Genomic DNA, 16,713 nt, shown 5'->3' on the forward strand with positions numbered 1-16,713 from the left:
GACTGGAATGACAACTTAAATTGCTTGATGTGAACATAAAATAGCTCATGTCATCACGTTAGCAATACAACTTCTTTAATAAAAACTAAATCAATTCCCGTAATAATTGTACTAGCTAAGGCTAAAAGGCAGAGGGTTATTAGTGAGGGAAAATATGAATACTCAAAGCACACAACAATATCATGAATTCATTCGAGGATTTTTTACTTTATTCGATGAAATAAAAAAGGAAGACGACCCAATTTATAATTCCAGAGTTGGTTTTAATGCAGTAAAGTTTCTAATAAAGCACCCCATCTGGAATTTGGAGATAGATGAAGACAAAAATAAAGCTTATGAAGTTATTCTTCCAGAGCAGAACAAGATAAAGAAAGCCGAACAAAAGCTTGAAAGTGAAGTTAAAGCAAGGTTAAAAGAGTATGTTGATGATATCGCAGGAGTTTCAATATATGGCGATCACGCAAGTATTACACTGGGAGATGACAAAAAAGAGTTTAAAATCAGCGAGTTTTTAAATAGTGACTTTTGTCAGAAGAAAGGAATTTCGGGATTTTCAACGCTGCATAGTGATGGAAAGAGCGGAATGCACGGTTTTGTTGCCGAAGAAGGAGAGAAAAGAATAAGGCATTATGTTGTAACCGATGGTTCATATGAAATGACTTTGAATTGGCATGACAAAAATGGAAAAAAATGTACTATCAAAATCAAGATTGATAAAGATGGTGTAGATCTAACTGAACGTAATGGTGTTACTGAGGAACAATTAAAAGCAAACACAGATGTAAAAATAGGTGGCTTATTCCTATATCAAATACAATTCAAGGAGAAAGGACAAGAACAAGAGAAACAACAATCATCTGAAACTTTCATAGAAAGTGATATTAGTAAAGGTATTGGCGTTCAAGCTACTCAAGATCAAGAAGTTGGGTTTAAGCATGTAACGACTAGCACTACAAATTCTAATAACGCATCTGCTAAAAAGATTCCACCGTCACTTCCACCTAGAGCTAGTTCATTACCTAATAATCAGAAAAAAGATGAGTATCAGCCAATACGGATTAATAGTAGAAATAACTACAATTCTCCATATTCTGATGCTTCTTCAAGCAGTACTATTTTCACCAAGTCTGTAATCTACAATCAAGATAATACACAAGAGGATGAACGGTATGACAATCCTACATTTGCTACATTTGGACATGCTGTACCTGGAAGCCGAAAATCAGATGAAAGTGAGCAAATATCTAATAATCGGCAAAAAGGTGCAATTTTTGATCCTACAACTACTGAAAGCGCTGCACCAGTACAAGACGTTGCATTCAAAAAAGTTAAAGATGCATTTAAGTATGAAAACGCTAAAGAATCACGCAATACTGGAAATAAGCAACCACTAAATGATGTAGCTTCGATTCTTGCATGGAAAGCAAAAAATGAGTTATTACGTAGTGAAAGTGAGTATGATGAAGAATTTTCTGACTTCGAAGATGGTTGGAGCGATAACGAAGATGAGTATATAACGCTTTCAAATCCTCAATCAGATTATAAACAAGAAAAAGATTATCTTAGCACTAAGGAAAACGAAGAAAGAGGAAACAATAAACAAAAAGAAACCGAAGATAAATTACAAGAAAATGAATCTCTAGAATACAGCTCAACAGACATAAAAACAAACGATTCGGGCTATTCATCTCCAACTCACTCTAATCATGAAAAATCTCGAGTAAATTCTGGACAGTTAAAAGCGAGCCTAATGAATGTTGAACAAAGAGATGATACCCTACTTACGGAATTTACCAGTAAGTTGGATAAAGAAACTCAGAAGTTCCCACTAAAACCGGTGGATCAGAAAGAAATGAGCGAACAAATCAAAGAACATTTATTAGCAGCTGGATTGCTAAAAGACAATGCAGAGGAGAAAGAAATAAACGACTCAGGTTACTCATCTCCAACTTACACTAGTAACTATAATTTTCAGGTCAATTCTGAGCAATTAGAGAAGAAATTAGAAACCATTGAACCAAAAGATACATTGGAAAAATTGAATAAAGGATTGAGAGAACCTTCACACCAGGCTACTAAAGATTTATTCTCAGAAAGTATGTTGAAAGAAATAAAAGAAGGTAAAAAATATGACCCTGTACGTAAGTTATTAGAAAGAAAAGTGGCAGAACAAGAAGCAGAACAAGAAAATGATAATACTAATCTGACTATAGACAAAAATAGCGAACTATATAAATTGCTAGAAAAAGATGCAGCACAACTGAAAGCTGGAATAGTAGAAGAGGAAAGAAAAGATACTTTAACAGAACGCAATGATAGTCCTGATCGCAATAGAATTGCATTAGCAAATAGAAATAGAATCTGGGCTAAACTTATTGCTGAAGAAAAACAAAAAAAGGACAGTGGTATTAGTATAGGTTAAAGTAATTACTTAGCAAGCAATGGGTTTCATGTAATGGTAACCCTATTACAGAAGAGTATGAGCCACGTAAAAATAATACAAACATTCCTGCAAGACCTTGTATGTTGCACCCCCCTGCCCTGTTTTTCCACTCTTCTGATGCTAAATAATATTTAATTTCTTGTTCGCTGAGACGCTTAAATTTCACTATTGTAACTACAGTCCTAATATGCTGTTTAGATTGATCAGGAGTTAATAAACACACACTGGTGTATACTCTATGCCTTCTTCCTGATAACAAGCGAACGCATTTTTCTGCTTGCTCAACGTTTTCAGCTTTGAGCAGTATCCTTCTACCACAAGCAACAACTGTATCAACACCAAGCACAAAGTAATTTGGATTTGAACTTTGTGTTTTCTCAGCTTTACTTTTTGCCATACGGATTGAGTAATCTCTTGGAAGTTCCTTTTTTAAAGGAACTTCATCTATGTCTGCTGGCAAAATTAAACCTGGCTCAATATTTATTTGTTTTAGTAAAGCTATACGCCTTTTCGATGATGAAGCAAGAATAAGATTATTTAGAGATCGTCCTGTCACTTGTACCTTTAAGCCTTCTAATTATCCTACCCTTTTTTGCATTCCTATCATAAACACTCATCTCAACCAACACCCTATCGCCTATAATTATGCGTATTTTACTTCTTCTCACTTTCCCTGATACATGACAGATAATCTCATGTTCATTGTCCAGCTTCACTCTAAATTCTGCTGCAGGTAGTAAAGCAGTTACTGCCCCTTCCACTTCAAAAATTGTTTTTGATTTGTCTTCTTTTATCATTGTCGTATTATAATTTAATAATCTTTTTCAGTCTACTATAGATTTTAAATTATTATCAATACAGGAGATTTTTATACTCTACTTGAGTATTGCTCTTGCAACTTAACTCCAATCATCTCCTTAACAATGCAAGAGGAAAGCGAGCTACCTACGCTTCTACTCTCTACTACCTTCTCAATAGAAGTTATGTTAGAAGATAAATCATTATCACAATTTTCCTCATCGCTATCAAGTCCACTATCAAAACTTGAAGATCTGGATAACTCTGTCTTCTTTTATGAGGCACTATCAGGCTCACTAAAAACGTTTCCTGCTAGAGTATAAAATTGATGATTGAAGCTTCTTTGTTCAATAGAACTCATGTTAGAAGATAAACCATTATCACTACCATATCCGCCATCAGAGCTTGAAGATCTGAGTAACGTCATCTTTTCTTCCAGTGGAACACAAGACTCATTATTAGTCTCATTAAAAATATTTCTTGTTGGAGTATAAAATTGATTATTGAGGCTTCTTTGTTCATCAGCATGAATTTTTTCTCCCAGTCCATCAGCTATTTCTACAACTTTATCATCCCATTCATTCTCACACTCTAGCTTGCTTCTTAACTCTTCAACTTCCCATGCTAGTTTGCATATCTCTTGTTCATAAGATTCCAGTTGTGCTTTATGCTCATCTTTCAACTCTTGCACTTGAAGTTTTAAATTGCTTATATACTTCTCCTTTTCCTTCATTATGTGTGCTGCTTCTTTTAATTTGTCTTCTAACTCCTTCTTTTCTGTATTAACACCTTTTAGCTTACCCTCTAGCTTTCCTTTTGCTTCACATACATTTTTAAGTTCTTGTGCTTTCTCTTGTAACTCTGCTAACACACTTGCTAACTTTTCATCTTTTTGTGCCAGTTCAGTTTGCAATTCCGTGTTTTTTCGCTCTTCTTTTCCAAAACTGTTTTGTAAATCAGTTATTTGTTGTGAAGCAATTTCTGGTTGAGTTTCAGTGTGCTGTAAATTGGCTTCCAATGCATTGCTATTAATAGAAGGAGAAGAAGGAAGGCTATTATCAGCATCAACTTTATGATCTAACTTCCCCTCTGGTTCCTTACCTTGATAAGCCACCATAGATTCATTGTAAAGATTAATAGGAGTAGCCCTATTCTCTTCTAGTGATTCCATTACAGCATCATATAAGGAGAGACCTTGAATATATAATTCATCGTTTTGCTTTATTAATTCTAGAATCTCCTTCGATGAAACAAAATCTTCACCATTAAATTTTAGTATTTCAGTTATGCCATCGCTACTCACATTCATAATCATGGTACACATTCCTGATCCATCTTTTGCAGCCCAAGTGCTTTTCATTTCATAATATGCACCTTCTTTAAATTCATAATATCTTTTCTTATCTTTTTTATGAGCGTGTATTTCATGTTTTTTATTGCAATAGATATTCAGTTCTTTAATATCTTTCTCTTGCTGTAAAACGTCACTAATCTTTGTTGGCTCACTATTGTCGTAATGAGTAAGGTTAATATTCAAAACTTTATTATTATTGTCAATTTCTTCACAGTAAACTTGAAAGTCCTCTTTCCATTTTCCAAAATACCTACTTGCAACTTCTTTTCCTTCCTTTACTAACTCTATGTATTTACCTATATTTTTCTCAAAGTCCTCATTAACAGGCTTTTCTCTTTCTTTTACTGCTTCATCCACATACATTCGCTTAAAATCATTATCACCTATTAGATTACTAAAACGCCAATTACCATAAGCTTTTTGTATATCAGTAAAGTCCATCTTTTCTCTCAAAAGCGCTAATAAGCTTATCTTATCTCTCAAATTTTCTAACTCACAATCGAGAAAATCATCGAAACTGCATAACTTTTTATACAGTTCCCTATCTTCTATAATTGAGCGAAGAAATTTCATTATAGTAAGGTTCTTAATGGAAGGCTCATTTTTTTCTGCATCATTAATATAGCTTTTGAGAAATTGAAATATACCAAGCCCATCACTATCTTGGACAAACTTCTCTCTATCATTAACACAATTGTTGCCCTGTGATGAACATAATCTATTATGCAATTTTTGCAAGTCATGTATTGACTTAACTACATATTCTGCAACTGACAATTCTCTCGGCTGATCACTTGTTTTTTCCGCTCTTACTGCTTTGTCTCCCTTAGTCAAACCTGCAATCATAATACGCCTCCTTTAACTATGTTTATATTATAACAATCAACATGTATTTAAGAAAAATCACACTGCTCACTGTATGTTTACGCTGCTACTTTGCATAATAGATTGCTTGAAGTCACACAAGTATCGTTTTTTATTAGATAAAAGTTAACAAGACGTTTTCATAGATTTTTAAGCTTAATAACATCCTCTCTATTGGGACTAGTTGAAATTAGATGAATTGGTACACCTATTAATTCTTCTATTTTTCTCACATATTTCATCAAATTTGCAGGTAATTCCTTAACTGACCTTTTGCCTTGAGTTTTCTCTTTCCAACCAGGAAATTCTTCATATATTGGCTCTAATTCTTTTTGTATTGAATGTGATGCGGGTAAATAATCATACATTTTTCCGCCATACTTATAACCAGTGCCTATTTTAATAGTATCAAAAGAATCAAGAATATCTAATTTGGTTAATACAATGCTTGAAACTCCAGAGAGTTGTACGGCCTGGCGCACTAAAACTGCGTCAAACCATCCGCAGCGCCTTCTTCTATTGCTTACTGTTCCAAGTTCCTTACCTATAGAAAATAAGCTGTCTCCAATCTCGTTATTTTGTTCAGTAGGAAATGGACCATTACCCACTCTTGTTGTATACGCTTTTGCTACACCAATAATGTGAGCATTGTAGGATAATCCTGAGCCTGTTATCGCTTGCGATGCTACGGTATTACTTGAAGTAACAAAAGGGTAAGTTCCGTGGTCGATATCTAAAAATGCGCCTTGAGCGCCTTCAAATATTATTTTCTTACCTTCTTTCATAAAATCATTTAGTATCTTCCACACAGGTTTTTTATATAAAAGAATTTTTTCTGAAATCTCTTGAATTTCCTTTAATATTTCTTCTTTTTTAACTACCTGGTAGTTAAGTCCTTTTCTGATAACATTATGGTAACTCAGGAGAGCATCCACTCTTTGATTGAGCTCATCTGTGTTTTCTAAGTCACAAAGGCGTATAGCTCTCCTGCCAACTTTATCTTCATAACATGGCCCTATCCCTTTGTTTGTTGTACCAATTTTGTGATTTCCGTTTAAATCTTCAAATAGCTTTTCCTTGTCCTTATGTACGCTAAGTATTAATGGACAGCTCTCGGATACCATCAAGTTGTTATAGTTTACGTCCACTCCTTTAACTTTCAATGACTCTATTTCTGAGACTAGAGCATGTGAATCAAGAGCAACACCGTTTCCTATAATAGATATTTTGTCCGCTCTCAAAACAGCAGAGGGCAGTAAATTTAATTTATAAACCTCATCATCTATTACTATAGTGTGCCCTGCATTATTTCCTCCCTGAAATCTCACAACTACATCTGCATTCTCAGAAAGATAATCTACTATTTTACCCTTGCCTTCGTCACCCCATTGCAGACCAACAATTACAATATTATTCATCACTATTTTCTAGATTAATACGTAAATATTAATGCAGCATGCTACAAATGAAAAGAGAAATCTACGCCTTTCCTATATCCCTAAAATAAAGAAATAGACTATCGACTTTTTTATATATTATAAAATTATTCATCATTATATGGTACAACTTACAGCATATTTATAGTAAGGTGTTAATTATGAAAGAGGCAAAGAAGAGTCCGGTAGTTAGATTAAAGGCCACAGCTAAAGAATTCAATTTTAGTAAATTAAGAGCAGATCAAGATAATAAATTAGCGAATTCCGGTGAAACAATGTTCTTAGATTTTCAAAGAATGAATTTTATTATTAATGAAAAAGAAATAGATAAAAATTTTATTATTGCATTTAAGGAAGGAGCTAAAGATTATAAAAATGAGATTTTTAACCGTGATAATTTTGATAACCTCTCTGAAGAAGGTAAAGCTTTTATGGAACCAGTACTTAAGGAGCTTGATCAAGATAGACTATCTGAAGTTTGGGAAAATCATTGTAATAGCCCTACAGTTGCTGATGAAAAAAAAATTGATGAATATAGAAAGGAATTTGAGAGATTTTATAACGCAGGGAGAAACTCTTATCATCTATTCTCCAAAAAAGATTACCGTGCATTAGCAAAGGAAATTTTCAAGGAAATGTTCAGGTACGCTGGGGCAGAAGTTCCAAGTAATGCTATTTTAGAAGAGCTAGTCACCAATTGTAATCAAGCAGGGTATGAAGCTGGTATATTTAATGAATCTCATGCAGCACTCAGTAGTTGTAGCTTGATTCCACATAGTCCTAAAAAAGCGCTAAACATTTACTGCACTGATCACAACCACATAAAAGTGAAGTCTGATATGGCAATGCCTATAACCACGCTTAACAATCCGAAAGAGAAAATATGTGACCTATCCAGCTCATTAGAATTCACACTTGAATCTCAAGATAGCAAAAATGGTATAATATATAAAGAAGGTAAGTTATCACTTACTATTCCTGAAGAGCTAAAAAACTATAAAGATAATGGCAAGAGCTTGTTTGACATTATTAAAGAATATTTTCAGAAATTCTGTGCAGAACTAGGATTTAAATATGAGACAAAAATACAAATAGAGCATGACTTAGGTACTCAAATCAAAGTAAATAACTATTTAGATGGTACGATATCAACCATAGGATCAGATGCAAATGAAGAATTTATTAATCTTTTAAGCAAAAACCTCAGAGAGAAGTTATTGGAATCAGGAGTTGCTCTAGGAGGTGAAGATGTTGATGATATTATTGAAGTCAGAGTATCTGCAGTTATGGATCTACTGCGTGATTATACTAAATTGGAAGATAATAAAGAAAACAGAGAGTTATTAATAAGTGAAGTAGCAGATAATTTAGGGCTTTCCACTCAAGATAAAACAGCATCAGAAGTATTGATGGAATTAAACTCTTTACCTTCTTCGATAAAAGGTCAGGTTAATCATAATCAAGTGCAGTTTGTTGTAAATATTTTTACCAATTTAATTGTTGAAGGAAAAAGCGAAGTATACAAAGAAAAAAATGCAATTAATGCAATTGATGCAATTCATCAGAAGATAGATAAGGCAATTGTTGAGCAAGAAAAAAGAGCAACCAACAAACAAGATATAGAGAATGATAAATGGACAGATAAAATAAAAAAACAGAGATTATCTATGGAATCACATGGGCATTTGCATTAAAGATACTGTGTACAGAGGCGTAGTATGCTCAATCCAAAGCGTTTGTAGATTCGATATCTTGAGTAACTTGACGCAGAGAGAATTGTATACCTTAGTCAACTTTTCTAGCGGTATCCATAAGGTAAATCATTATTTGAGTGTTTACACCCAAGCCCTCTTTATTTTCCTCTGTTATCAAGCTAAAAATACCATTTGCTTTCATTATGTATACGAAACTATTATGCTTGCAAGAAAAAAAAACCTAAAAAACTGGAAAAGAGAATAGGAATTTGACATAAGCTATTCCCAAATTTTCAATGTTCATATGGTTATAAGCAGTACAGCTATTAATCGTCCATTATTGATATACCTGAATTATTCTCAGTAAATAAATCAAGTATAATGTTAGGTACTCTACCATCAACTATGTGAACAACCCCTGCACATTCTTCTACCATTTTAGTATATGACATAAGCCTTTCAACAAATTTTTCTCCTTTAATTTTTCCACAATCAATCGATTCTTTTAAATTTTTAATCAAGACTCTTCCATTGCCAACTTTGTTTATTTCTTCATCTGTATCACTCAAGATTATCATTTTAGATGCGTAAACTGCAAGTGCAATTGCACTTGCAGTGCTATCAGTATCAATATGATATGTTTCTCCATTTTTTCCATAACCGATAGGTGCAATAACTGGTATAGAATCTGATTCTTCAATAAAGAATAATATATCAGGATTGATTTCAGTTGGTCTACCGATAAATCCCATGTCTAGTATTTTTTCAATATTATTTAATCTATTTTCCCTAAGCGTAGTGCTTATCTTTTCAGCTTTTATGAGGTTGCCATCTTTTCCACATAGTCCAATAGCTGAACCACCAGCAGAATTTATATGCTGAACAATTTTTTTATTAATTGAACCACACAGTGCCATTTCAATAATTTTCATAGTGCTTTTGTCTGTAAGTCTGACACCATTTATAAACTTATCATTCATACCTAGCATTTTTAACACTAAGTTAATTTCATATTCTCCGTCATGAACTACCACCGGATTTATACCAAGCTGTTTCAACAGAACAACATTATGCGCAAAAGCACTAAGCAGCGTTTCATCTGAGATTATTACACTGCTGCATTTGATGATAAAAGTTTCGCCTACAAATTTAGGTATGTTAGACAGAACTTCAAATAATATTTCTGTTTTTTCCTTCAATGGCATCTTACCATTTAAAGATTCATCACTTTTCATTTTTTTATCTTGTAAATTTGAAAAACTCATCTCTTACCTTGGTGATTTTATGCTTAACACGAATGCTTATTTGATGAATTGATACATGTTCATTATTAACCCACTTTTGAGTATTTTCTAGAATAGCATCTAGACTTTCCTGATTCACTTTATCTATTTTTGTTAGCACAATATTAAAGTTAATATTATTACATATTAACCAATAAACAAAGTCTTTGTCTATTTCTTTTAATCCTACCTTGCTATCTATAAGCACAAACACTCTTTTTAGATTTCTCCTGTGAATTAGATAGTACTCAATTAGGTTTAAGTATTGTACTGCTTCTTCCTTGCTTGCACAAGAATAGCCATAACCCGGTAGGTCGACAATCCTAAACTTATCATTGTACATAGAGTAAAAATTTATTTGTCTAGTGCATCCAGGTTTAGAAGAAACTCTTGCAGCTTTTTTGCTGTTTATCAGCAAGTTGATTAAACTTGATTTTCCTACGTTTGATCTACCAGCAAATGCAATCTCTGGAGCCGACTCATCTGGTAATGATTTTTTGTCTGAAGCTCCAAATATGAAGCTGCAGATTGATGTTATCTGTTTTGCCATTATACTTAGGTAGAAATATTCGAGACAATTATAGTGTTATTGCTTGATATAAGAAATTTTTTATTTCAGTATATATTACTTACTTAAACAGCTGAAAACTAGACCTGTACTATATGGATATAGAGAATAATTTACAAGACTTAAAAAAAAAGTTTTCTGATGTAGAGAGAAATCTGGAAAACCCTACCAATTTGAGTCAAAAAGAATTCGTTAGTTTTTCAAAGGAATACTCTGAACTCAGACCAATTATCGAGATAATCGATGAATATAATATATTAAAAGAGGAAATTTCAGATTTAGAAGAAATCATGAAAGATGAGAACAGCGATGGTGATATAAAAGAGTTAGCAAAAGAAGAACTTCTTGAGAAGCAAAAGATACTATTACCGAAAGTAAAAGCAAAACTAAAGTTGGCATTATTACCCAAAGATGAAGATGACTCAAGAAATGCAATATTAGAAATTAGAGCAGGCACAGGCGGAGAAGAAGCAGCATTATTTGCAGCGATGTTATTTCGTATGTATCAAAAATATGCAGAAAGAAGAAATTGGAAGTTTGAGCCAATAAGTATTTCTAATACAGGTATAGGTGGCTATAAGGAAGCTTCTGCACTCATTAATGGAACAGAAGTTTTTGCAAGACTGAAATTTGAGTCAGGGGTGCACAGAGTACAAAGAGTGCCAGAAACTGAATCCTCAGGAAGATTGCACACTTCCGCAGCTACTGTTGCAATATTACCTGAAGTAGAAGAGGTTGACTTTGAAATAGAAGAAAAAGATTTACGCATAGATGTTTATAGATCCAGTGGTCCTGGAGGGCAATCAGTGAATACAACTGACAGCGCAGTAAGGGTCACCCACTTGCCAACAGGGATAGTTGTAATACAGCAAGATGAAAAATCGCAGCACAAAAATAAGGCTAAAGCGCTCAAAGTGTTGAGAGCAAGGCTATACGAAATTGAAAGACAAAAAAAAGAAATGGAAAGGTCAACAATGAGGAAAAGCCAAATTGGTTCTGGAGATCGCTCTGAACGTATAAGAACTTATAACTTTCCACAATCAAGAATAACAGATCATAGAATTAATCTCACTTCACATCGACTAGAACAGATTATAAAAGAAGGTGAACTAGATGAATTTATTGAGGCATTGATTTCACGAAATGAAGCAGAAAGGTTGACTGGAGGGGGTAATGTTACTTTTTGATGGAAATTTGAAACAAAGCATAGGTATCAGGTTAAAAAGAAGTAAAGTTAGTTGTTCATAAGGTTGACAATTATTTAAATTTATGCTATAATTAGCAGCTCTATAACTTACAGAAACCATGGAAGTTGACTTTAATCAATATGTTAATAGTAACACCTTAGAGTTAAATAATCTATATGTATATATGGAAAAGCTAGTAAACTTTTTACAGAAAAAGCAAAATATTACAAGCTTGACTTTATCTAATTGTTATATTGATGCTCAGTGCGGAGAAGTTTTAAATGAAGCATTAGAGAATATTAATCTTCCAAATATTACTGAGTGTAAATTAACTTCTAGCATTATTGGCGCAGAAGGCTCAATAGCAATCACTAAATGTTAAAGAATGGTAACTTTCCAAATCTTATTAAACTTGATTTAATTTCTAATGATATTGATGTTGAAAGTGGAATAATATTAATGAGTGCGCTAAGGGGTGGTAGTTTTTCAAATATTAAAGAATTTAATTTACTTTATGACAACGTCTGCAACGAAGGCATAGCAGCATTACGTGAATCATAGAACAACAATATGCTTCCAAATCTTATTAAGTTTAGTTTTCCCTTTAGTATTACTAATGATAACAAAGATATGGAAATGTCAAGCGAATACCTATTCGGTTAATAGCATCATATAGAAAAAGGCTAGTTACATTTATTTGTTGCTGCTCATAGAACATCCAAATTCAACTATAGACCTGCTAAAAGGTGTAGGAAATCTTACTGCTATTGACATTATTGCGAAAATTCCATCAATTGATAACTTCCTATTCTGTGTAAAAAAATAAGAAAGGAGAGGAAAAAAGGATTAGTTTCTTTTATGATTATCCAAGAAGTCTAGTCTAAATTCAAGTTTTGTGAATAGGCTAGCGCTTAAATTTTTGATCAAAAAGGGACAAGTTTAGTAAAAAATAATGATATTATAAGTGGAACATAAAATAGTCCCACTGCAGTACTAATTAGGAGCAATAAAGTAGCTTTATCTGGTTGGTAATTTAAAATATTAGCAAGTATTATACTGGATCCAGAAATCGGAATAATAGCCAGTAACATCAGTGCTTTATAGATGCTTTCATCGTATATACCTGTAACATGCTTGTCTAGCAAGACAATTCCCAAAACAAATGACGGCCAGAATATGTACTTTGCTACAATAGTGGTCAAGGCAAGCTTCCAATCTACTTTAAAATTTGTAATTTGTGCAATACTTACTCCAAGCAGCACCATTCCTAATGTGATAAATGTACTTCTGATATTTATCATAACATCTGTCAAAAAAGTGGGTATTTGTATATCATATATACTTAAAAAGAAACCTAGAATCATTGCATATAATGAGGGAAGTTTGAGTAACTTTAATACGCATTCTTTTGCAGTATAGATACCATTTGCAGCTATATAAAATCCCAAACTATTTTCAAATAGTGCCATTCCTATGTAACAGACAACATACACAGACACTGAATCTTCATCAAATAAAGCCATGGCAATCGGTAGACCAAAATAACCCATACTTGTGCTGCCCGAGCTAAACGCTAATATGTTTCTCGTGTTGTCCTTAAATAAAAAAGAAGAAAGATAATACACTGATAAGGACATAGTACTACCTATAAACCATATCAAAATCGGCAGAGAAATTACTTTTAAATTAACTTCTGTATGAGATACTCCGTATAAAATCACTATTGGATTAGCTATATAAAAGAGTATTTGAGATATAGTATTTCTATCAATTTTAAGATATCTTCCTGCTAAGTAACCAATAAGTATTGTAATGTAAATAGGTAATATTTTGAGGAAAAGAGTAAAGAACATACTAGCCTATTGTGATATCTTTGCTGATAAAGTGATATTAGATTTTAAGGTATTGTAAAAGTAAGTAAAATTTATTTTCCAATTAATCAAGTTCATAGTTAGTTAAAAAAAGATTCACTGAGTGCCAAAATTTGTTCTTATATAGGACTTAATAATGATATTTTTATGATTAAATTATGTTAAGTTTGTATAAAGCTCCTTGTATATTTTTATAAACCACTTGTAGTAATTTAGGTAGATTGTTGAAAAAACACTCATCTTGAATGGTTCTCAGGAATTCTTGCCTTAATCATTAAAATCGCACTATTACTTTCCATAATTTTTTTAAAGCCAACTTTTTCGTAAACACGGATTGCACAAACATTTGCTATACCTGGGTCGACAAAGGCATTCTCATAAACTTTAAAGACAAATTTGTTTAAAAATATATTCAAAGCTTGTGAACCAACTCCTTTACCTACATAATTCAGCTCTCCGATATACCAGTCTATAGCAGCACAACTTTCTGGAAGTTCTAAAGTGTTATAGACCTGTTCAGGTGGGAAATCATGTTTGTTGTAATATTGAATATAACCAATATCAACTCCATCACAATTAATAATGAATGCGTGCATTGGTTTTTCAATAATTTGTGTCTTAGATTTCAAACGTTTGAATCCTTTAACGTAGTTGCTATATTTTTTCTCAATTAACTCTGGTGTCCAATTTATATCCGCATCCCACCACTTCTTTATATGGTGTGTTTCTACCCATTTTAATAATAGTGAAAAATGTTCTTCTTTCAACGCTTTAAATGTGATATTTTTATTCATTAATTAAAGATTTTAAGTGTTACTACCGTTTTTATTAATTCTATCTCTAATTGCTAAGTTCATTGAAATTGATATTTCTGTACCTAGTTTTCCTGATATAGTACGCTATTTTAACGTACCGGAAGGCACAATTCAATTAACTATTGCTTATAATTTTTTAGGCGTTTGCACTAGGAGGGTTATTTTTTGGTCCATTGTCTGAATGCTATGGCAGAAGAAGGATGATGATCATAGGCAACACTTTGCTACTCATCGGTGCTGTTGGCTGTGTTTTTGCGCTGTCAGTTTCTTGGCTTTTAATCTCTCGCTTTATTCAAGGCATTGGTGTTAGCACATCTGTAGTTGTGTTTGCAATTATTGCAGACAGCTATAAAGGCAACGAAGCAGTAAAATTTATTGGAATCATGAATTCTATTCTCACAGTTCTCATAGCAATTGCACCAGTATTAGGCAGTTTCATCAACAAAATTGTTGGGTGGCGTGGCAACTATGCAACTGTTGCAATACTTTGTTTCATCTCTTGGGTTTTGCTGCTTTTTCTGTTACCAGAAACAAAAAAGGACCGTGATATTTTTAGTCTAAAAAAAATGATGAAAGACTATAAAAAATTATTATCAAGTTCAAAATTTATGGTGTTGTCTTTGGCACAGAGCCTTTTTTCTGCGGCTTATATGTCATTCATCACTTGTGGACCTTTTCTGTATATGAAGACTTTTGGTTTATCTAGCACTATTTATGCGCTACATCAAGGTGCAATAGTTGGGTCCTTCTCACTTATTAGCCTGTTTTCCAGTAAGATCTTAAAGAAACTTGGAGCAATTTGGTGTGTAATTTCCGGTACAGGCGTAATTGCTATTGGATCCCTATCACTTTTAATATTCAGTATAATCATGCCCAGTGCTTACTACTTAGTAACGCTGTCTATGGCTATTTTTTGTATTGGCTGTGGAATTTGTCAAGCAGTCATTTTCAATGCATCATTAAATATTTTCCCTGAAATGAAAGGCACAACTTCTTCTGCAATTTCATTTATTAGAGCTTCTATCATGGCTATTTTTATCGGCTTAACAAGCTACGTTTACGATGGTCAAGCAACCAGTGTAGCTATTCTTGTTTTTTTTGCAGTAGTTCTAATTTACTGTCTATTTATTGTTTTCAAGATCTGGAAAAATCTATAATCACCATATAGATCCTTCTCATTTCTAGTTATTGCGGTAATATGTATTGTAACTTTGCCAGCTGCTCTAGATGTATCTCTTCCAAATCACCTAATCTATATTAGTTAAAGAGTATTATCTTGCTCATGCGTCTAAAGTTTGAGAGCCAAATTTCAGCAATCCAATCAAATTCCAAATTTTTTCAAACAACTGTTTCTTGCTATTTTTGTACCTTAAAAAATTTAGCTTACTTTTGCGCTAGTTCGTTCAAATAGCATTAGTACGATTTACTTTTTTTGGGATGTAGAGATTTTCTAGGGATTGTCTTCTTGAGTTCTATAGTATTTTGTTCAACATTGAAACGAGAGTCCCGTTTCAAGCATTGAAGTGACGAATCAAGAGCTGCTTTTATCCCATCCCTATCAACTATTTGAGTAGTTGACAATGGAATCCAGTTATTTTCGTTTATACTAATCAATACATCAAATTCTATGCTATTATTGTGTTGTTTGACGTTGCTGGCTCTAATCTTATCATTCCCAAACCCAAACGTTATAGAATTATTCTCATCATAATTGACGCTTGCAGAATCAGGTAAAACCGCAAAATCCGCGTTGTTTACAAATCGAGAAAATGCATTTTTGATTTCGTTAAATGTACCGTAATGGTCTATATGGTCGTCATTAATACTTGTTACAACAGCAATATTTGCAGGAATTTTTAACATAGTTCCATCAGACTCATCAGCCTCGATTAAAAAAATGTCACTCTTGCCAAGTTTTGAATTACTCTGATAGGAGTTTAATACTCCTCCCACAATTACAGTAGCATCAGTACCAGAATGATCAAAAATGGAAGCAATCATAGCTGTTGTTGTTGTCTTGCCACTTGAACCAGAAACCGCTATCACATATTTACCTTTCATAATTTTAGCCAGCATGTCTGACCTATGCAAAACTGTTTTATTGTTATTTCTTGCTGCAACTAGCTCCACATTATCAGGTTTTATTGCGGAAGAATGTACAACTATTTGAGCTTGTCTAATACTACTTGCATCGTGACCAATATAGACCTCTATACCTAATTTTTGTAACCTATCTATATTGTCGTTTGATCGCGTATCACTGCCTTGAATTTTATAACTGGAATTATGAAGAATTTCAGCAATTGCGCTCATTCCAATTCCACCTATACCGATTATATGTATTACTTCTTTTTTAGGGTTCTGTCGCATTTGTAGGGAAGTAGAAAGAAGAATGATATA

General features: G+C 33.1%; 14 protein-coding genes and 1 pseudogene. 6 read left to right on the top strand and 9 right to left on the bottom strand.

The genetic code is table 11. From position 1 onward, the window contains the following. The first annotated feature begins 154 nt into the window (after positions 1-154). Positions 155-2,422, top strand: coding sequence for a hypothetical protein (locus tag OOL01_RS04315; protein ID WP_264686396.1), 2,268 nt, complete (start codon positions 155-157; stop codon positions 2,420-2,422). Here the strand turns inward: OOL01_RS04315 and OOL01_RS04320 are convergent. The 4 genes from OOL01_RS04320 to OOL01_RS04335 all read right to left on the bottom strand — a co-directional run bounded on the left by OOL01_RS04320 (position 2,409) and on the right by OOL01_RS04335 (position 6,877). After that, complete coding sequence (locus tag OOL01_RS04320; RefSeq protein ID WP_264686397.1) at positions 2,409-2,999, bottom strand: Maf family nucleotide pyrophosphatase; 591 nt, start codon at positions 2,997-2,999, stop codon at positions 2,409-2,411. The two genes, OOL01_RS04315 and OOL01_RS04320, sit on opposite strands and share 14 nt — an antisense overlap. Continuing rightward, positions 2,977-3,240 carry a translation initiation factor IF-1 gene (gene infA / locus OOL01_RS04325; protein ID WP_052264695.1) on the bottom strand — a complete coding sequence of 88 codons (264 nt, stop codon included), beginning with the start codon at positions 3,238-3,240 and terminating at the stop codon, positions 2,977-2,979. The genes OOL01_RS04320 and infA overlap by 23 nt, the downstream gene beginning before the upstream one ends. Positions 3,241-3,515: 275 nt before the next feature. Then, positions 3,516-5,441, bottom strand: a complete 1,926-nt coding sequence (locus OOL01_RS04330) for a hypothetical protein (RefSeq protein WP_264686398.1) — start codon at positions 5,439-5,441, stop codon at positions 3,516-3,518. A 158-nt stretch (positions 5,442-5,599) separates the two neighbouring features. Continuing rightward, complete coding sequence (locus OOL01_RS04335) at positions 5,600-6,877, bottom strand: adenylosuccinate synthase (protein WP_264686399.1); 1,278 nt, start codon at positions 6,875-6,877, stop codon at positions 5,600-5,602. A gap of 179 nt (positions 6,878-7,056) precedes the next feature. On the opposite strand from OOL01_RS04335, the gene OOL01_RS04340 reads away from it, so the two are divergent. Continuing rightward, entirely contained in the window at positions 7,057-8,589 is a 1,533-nt protein-coding gene (locus OOL01_RS04340) for a hypothetical protein (protein WP_264686400.1), read from the top strand. Between the two features lie 326 nt (positions 8,590-8,915). On the opposite strand, the gene argB is transcribed toward OOL01_RS04340, so the two are convergent. Next, positions 8,916-9,824: an acetylglutamate kinase gene (gene argB, locus OOL01_RS04345; RefSeq protein ID WP_040754531.1), complete on the bottom strand. Its 909-nt coding sequence runs from the start codon at positions 9,822-9,824 to the stop codon at positions 8,916-8,918. A 4-nt stretch (positions 9,825-9,828) separates the two neighbouring features. Then, complete coding sequence (gene yihA, locus OOL01_RS04350; RefSeq protein ID WP_369800778.1) at positions 9,829-10,425, bottom strand: ribosome biogenesis GTP-binding protein YihA/YsxC; 597 nt, start codon at positions 10,423-10,425, stop codon at positions 9,829-9,831. A gap of 110 nt (positions 10,426-10,535) precedes the next feature. Between yihA and prfA the strand changes: the two genes are divergently transcribed. From prfA to OOL01_RS04365, 3 genes are all read left to right on the top strand, one after another. Continuing rightward, on the top strand, positions 10,536-11,627 hold the full coding sequence (gene prfA / locus OOL01_RS04355) for a peptide chain release factor 1 (RefSeq protein WP_010401258.1): 1,092 nt from the start codon (positions 10,536-10,538) through the stop codon (positions 11,625-11,627). A 118-nt stretch (positions 11,628-11,745) separates the two neighbouring features. Continuing rightward, positions 11,746-12,009 (top strand): hypothetical protein, encoded by a 264-nt coding sequence (locus OOL01_RS04360; protein ID WP_264375588.1) that lies wholly within the window; start codon positions 11,746-11,748, stop codon positions 12,007-12,009. Further along, on the top strand, positions 12,003-12,188 hold the full coding sequence (locus OOL01_RS04365) for a hypothetical protein (protein ID WP_264686401.1): 186 nt from the start codon (positions 12,003-12,005) through the stop codon (positions 12,186-12,188). The genes OOL01_RS04360 and OOL01_RS04365 overlap by 7 nt, the downstream gene beginning before the upstream one ends. Positions 12,189-12,550: 362 nt before the next feature. On the opposite strand, the gene OOL01_RS04370 is transcribed toward OOL01_RS04365, so the two are convergent. Both OOL01_RS04370 and OOL01_RS04375 read right to left on the bottom strand, forming a co-directional pair. After that, positions 12,551-13,480 carry an AEC family transporter gene (locus OOL01_RS04370; RefSeq protein ID WP_064125222.1) on the bottom strand — a complete coding sequence of 310 codons (930 nt, stop codon included), beginning with the start codon at positions 13,478-13,480 and terminating at the stop codon, positions 12,551-12,553. Between the two features lie 254 nt (positions 13,481-13,734). Further along, positions 13,735-14,292, bottom strand: a complete 558-nt coding sequence (locus OOL01_RS04375) for an acetyltransferase (RefSeq protein WP_264686402.1) — start codon at positions 14,290-14,292, stop codon at positions 13,735-13,737. A 221-nt stretch (positions 14,293-14,513) separates the two neighbouring features. Between OOL01_RS04375 and OOL01_RS04380 the strand changes: the two genes are divergently transcribed. Next, positions 14,514-15,470 (top strand): MFS transporter, encoded by a 957-nt coding sequence (locus OOL01_RS04380; protein WP_406718286.1) that lies wholly within the window; start codon positions 14,514-14,516, stop codon positions 15,468-15,470. Between the two features lie 424 nt (positions 15,471-15,894). Here the strand turns inward: OOL01_RS04380 and OOL01_RS04385 are convergent. After that, positions 15,895-16,683, bottom strand: a pseudogene (locus OOL01_RS04385) (Mur ligase domain-containing protein); the annotation flags it as partial. Positions 16,684-16,713: the final 30 nt, after the last annotated feature.

The sequence above is a fragment of the Wolbachia endosymbiont (group B) of Rhopobota naevana genome (assembly GCF_947250615.1).
GTDB lineage: Bacteria > Pseudomonadota > Alphaproteobacteria > Rickettsiales > Anaplasmataceae > Wolbachia.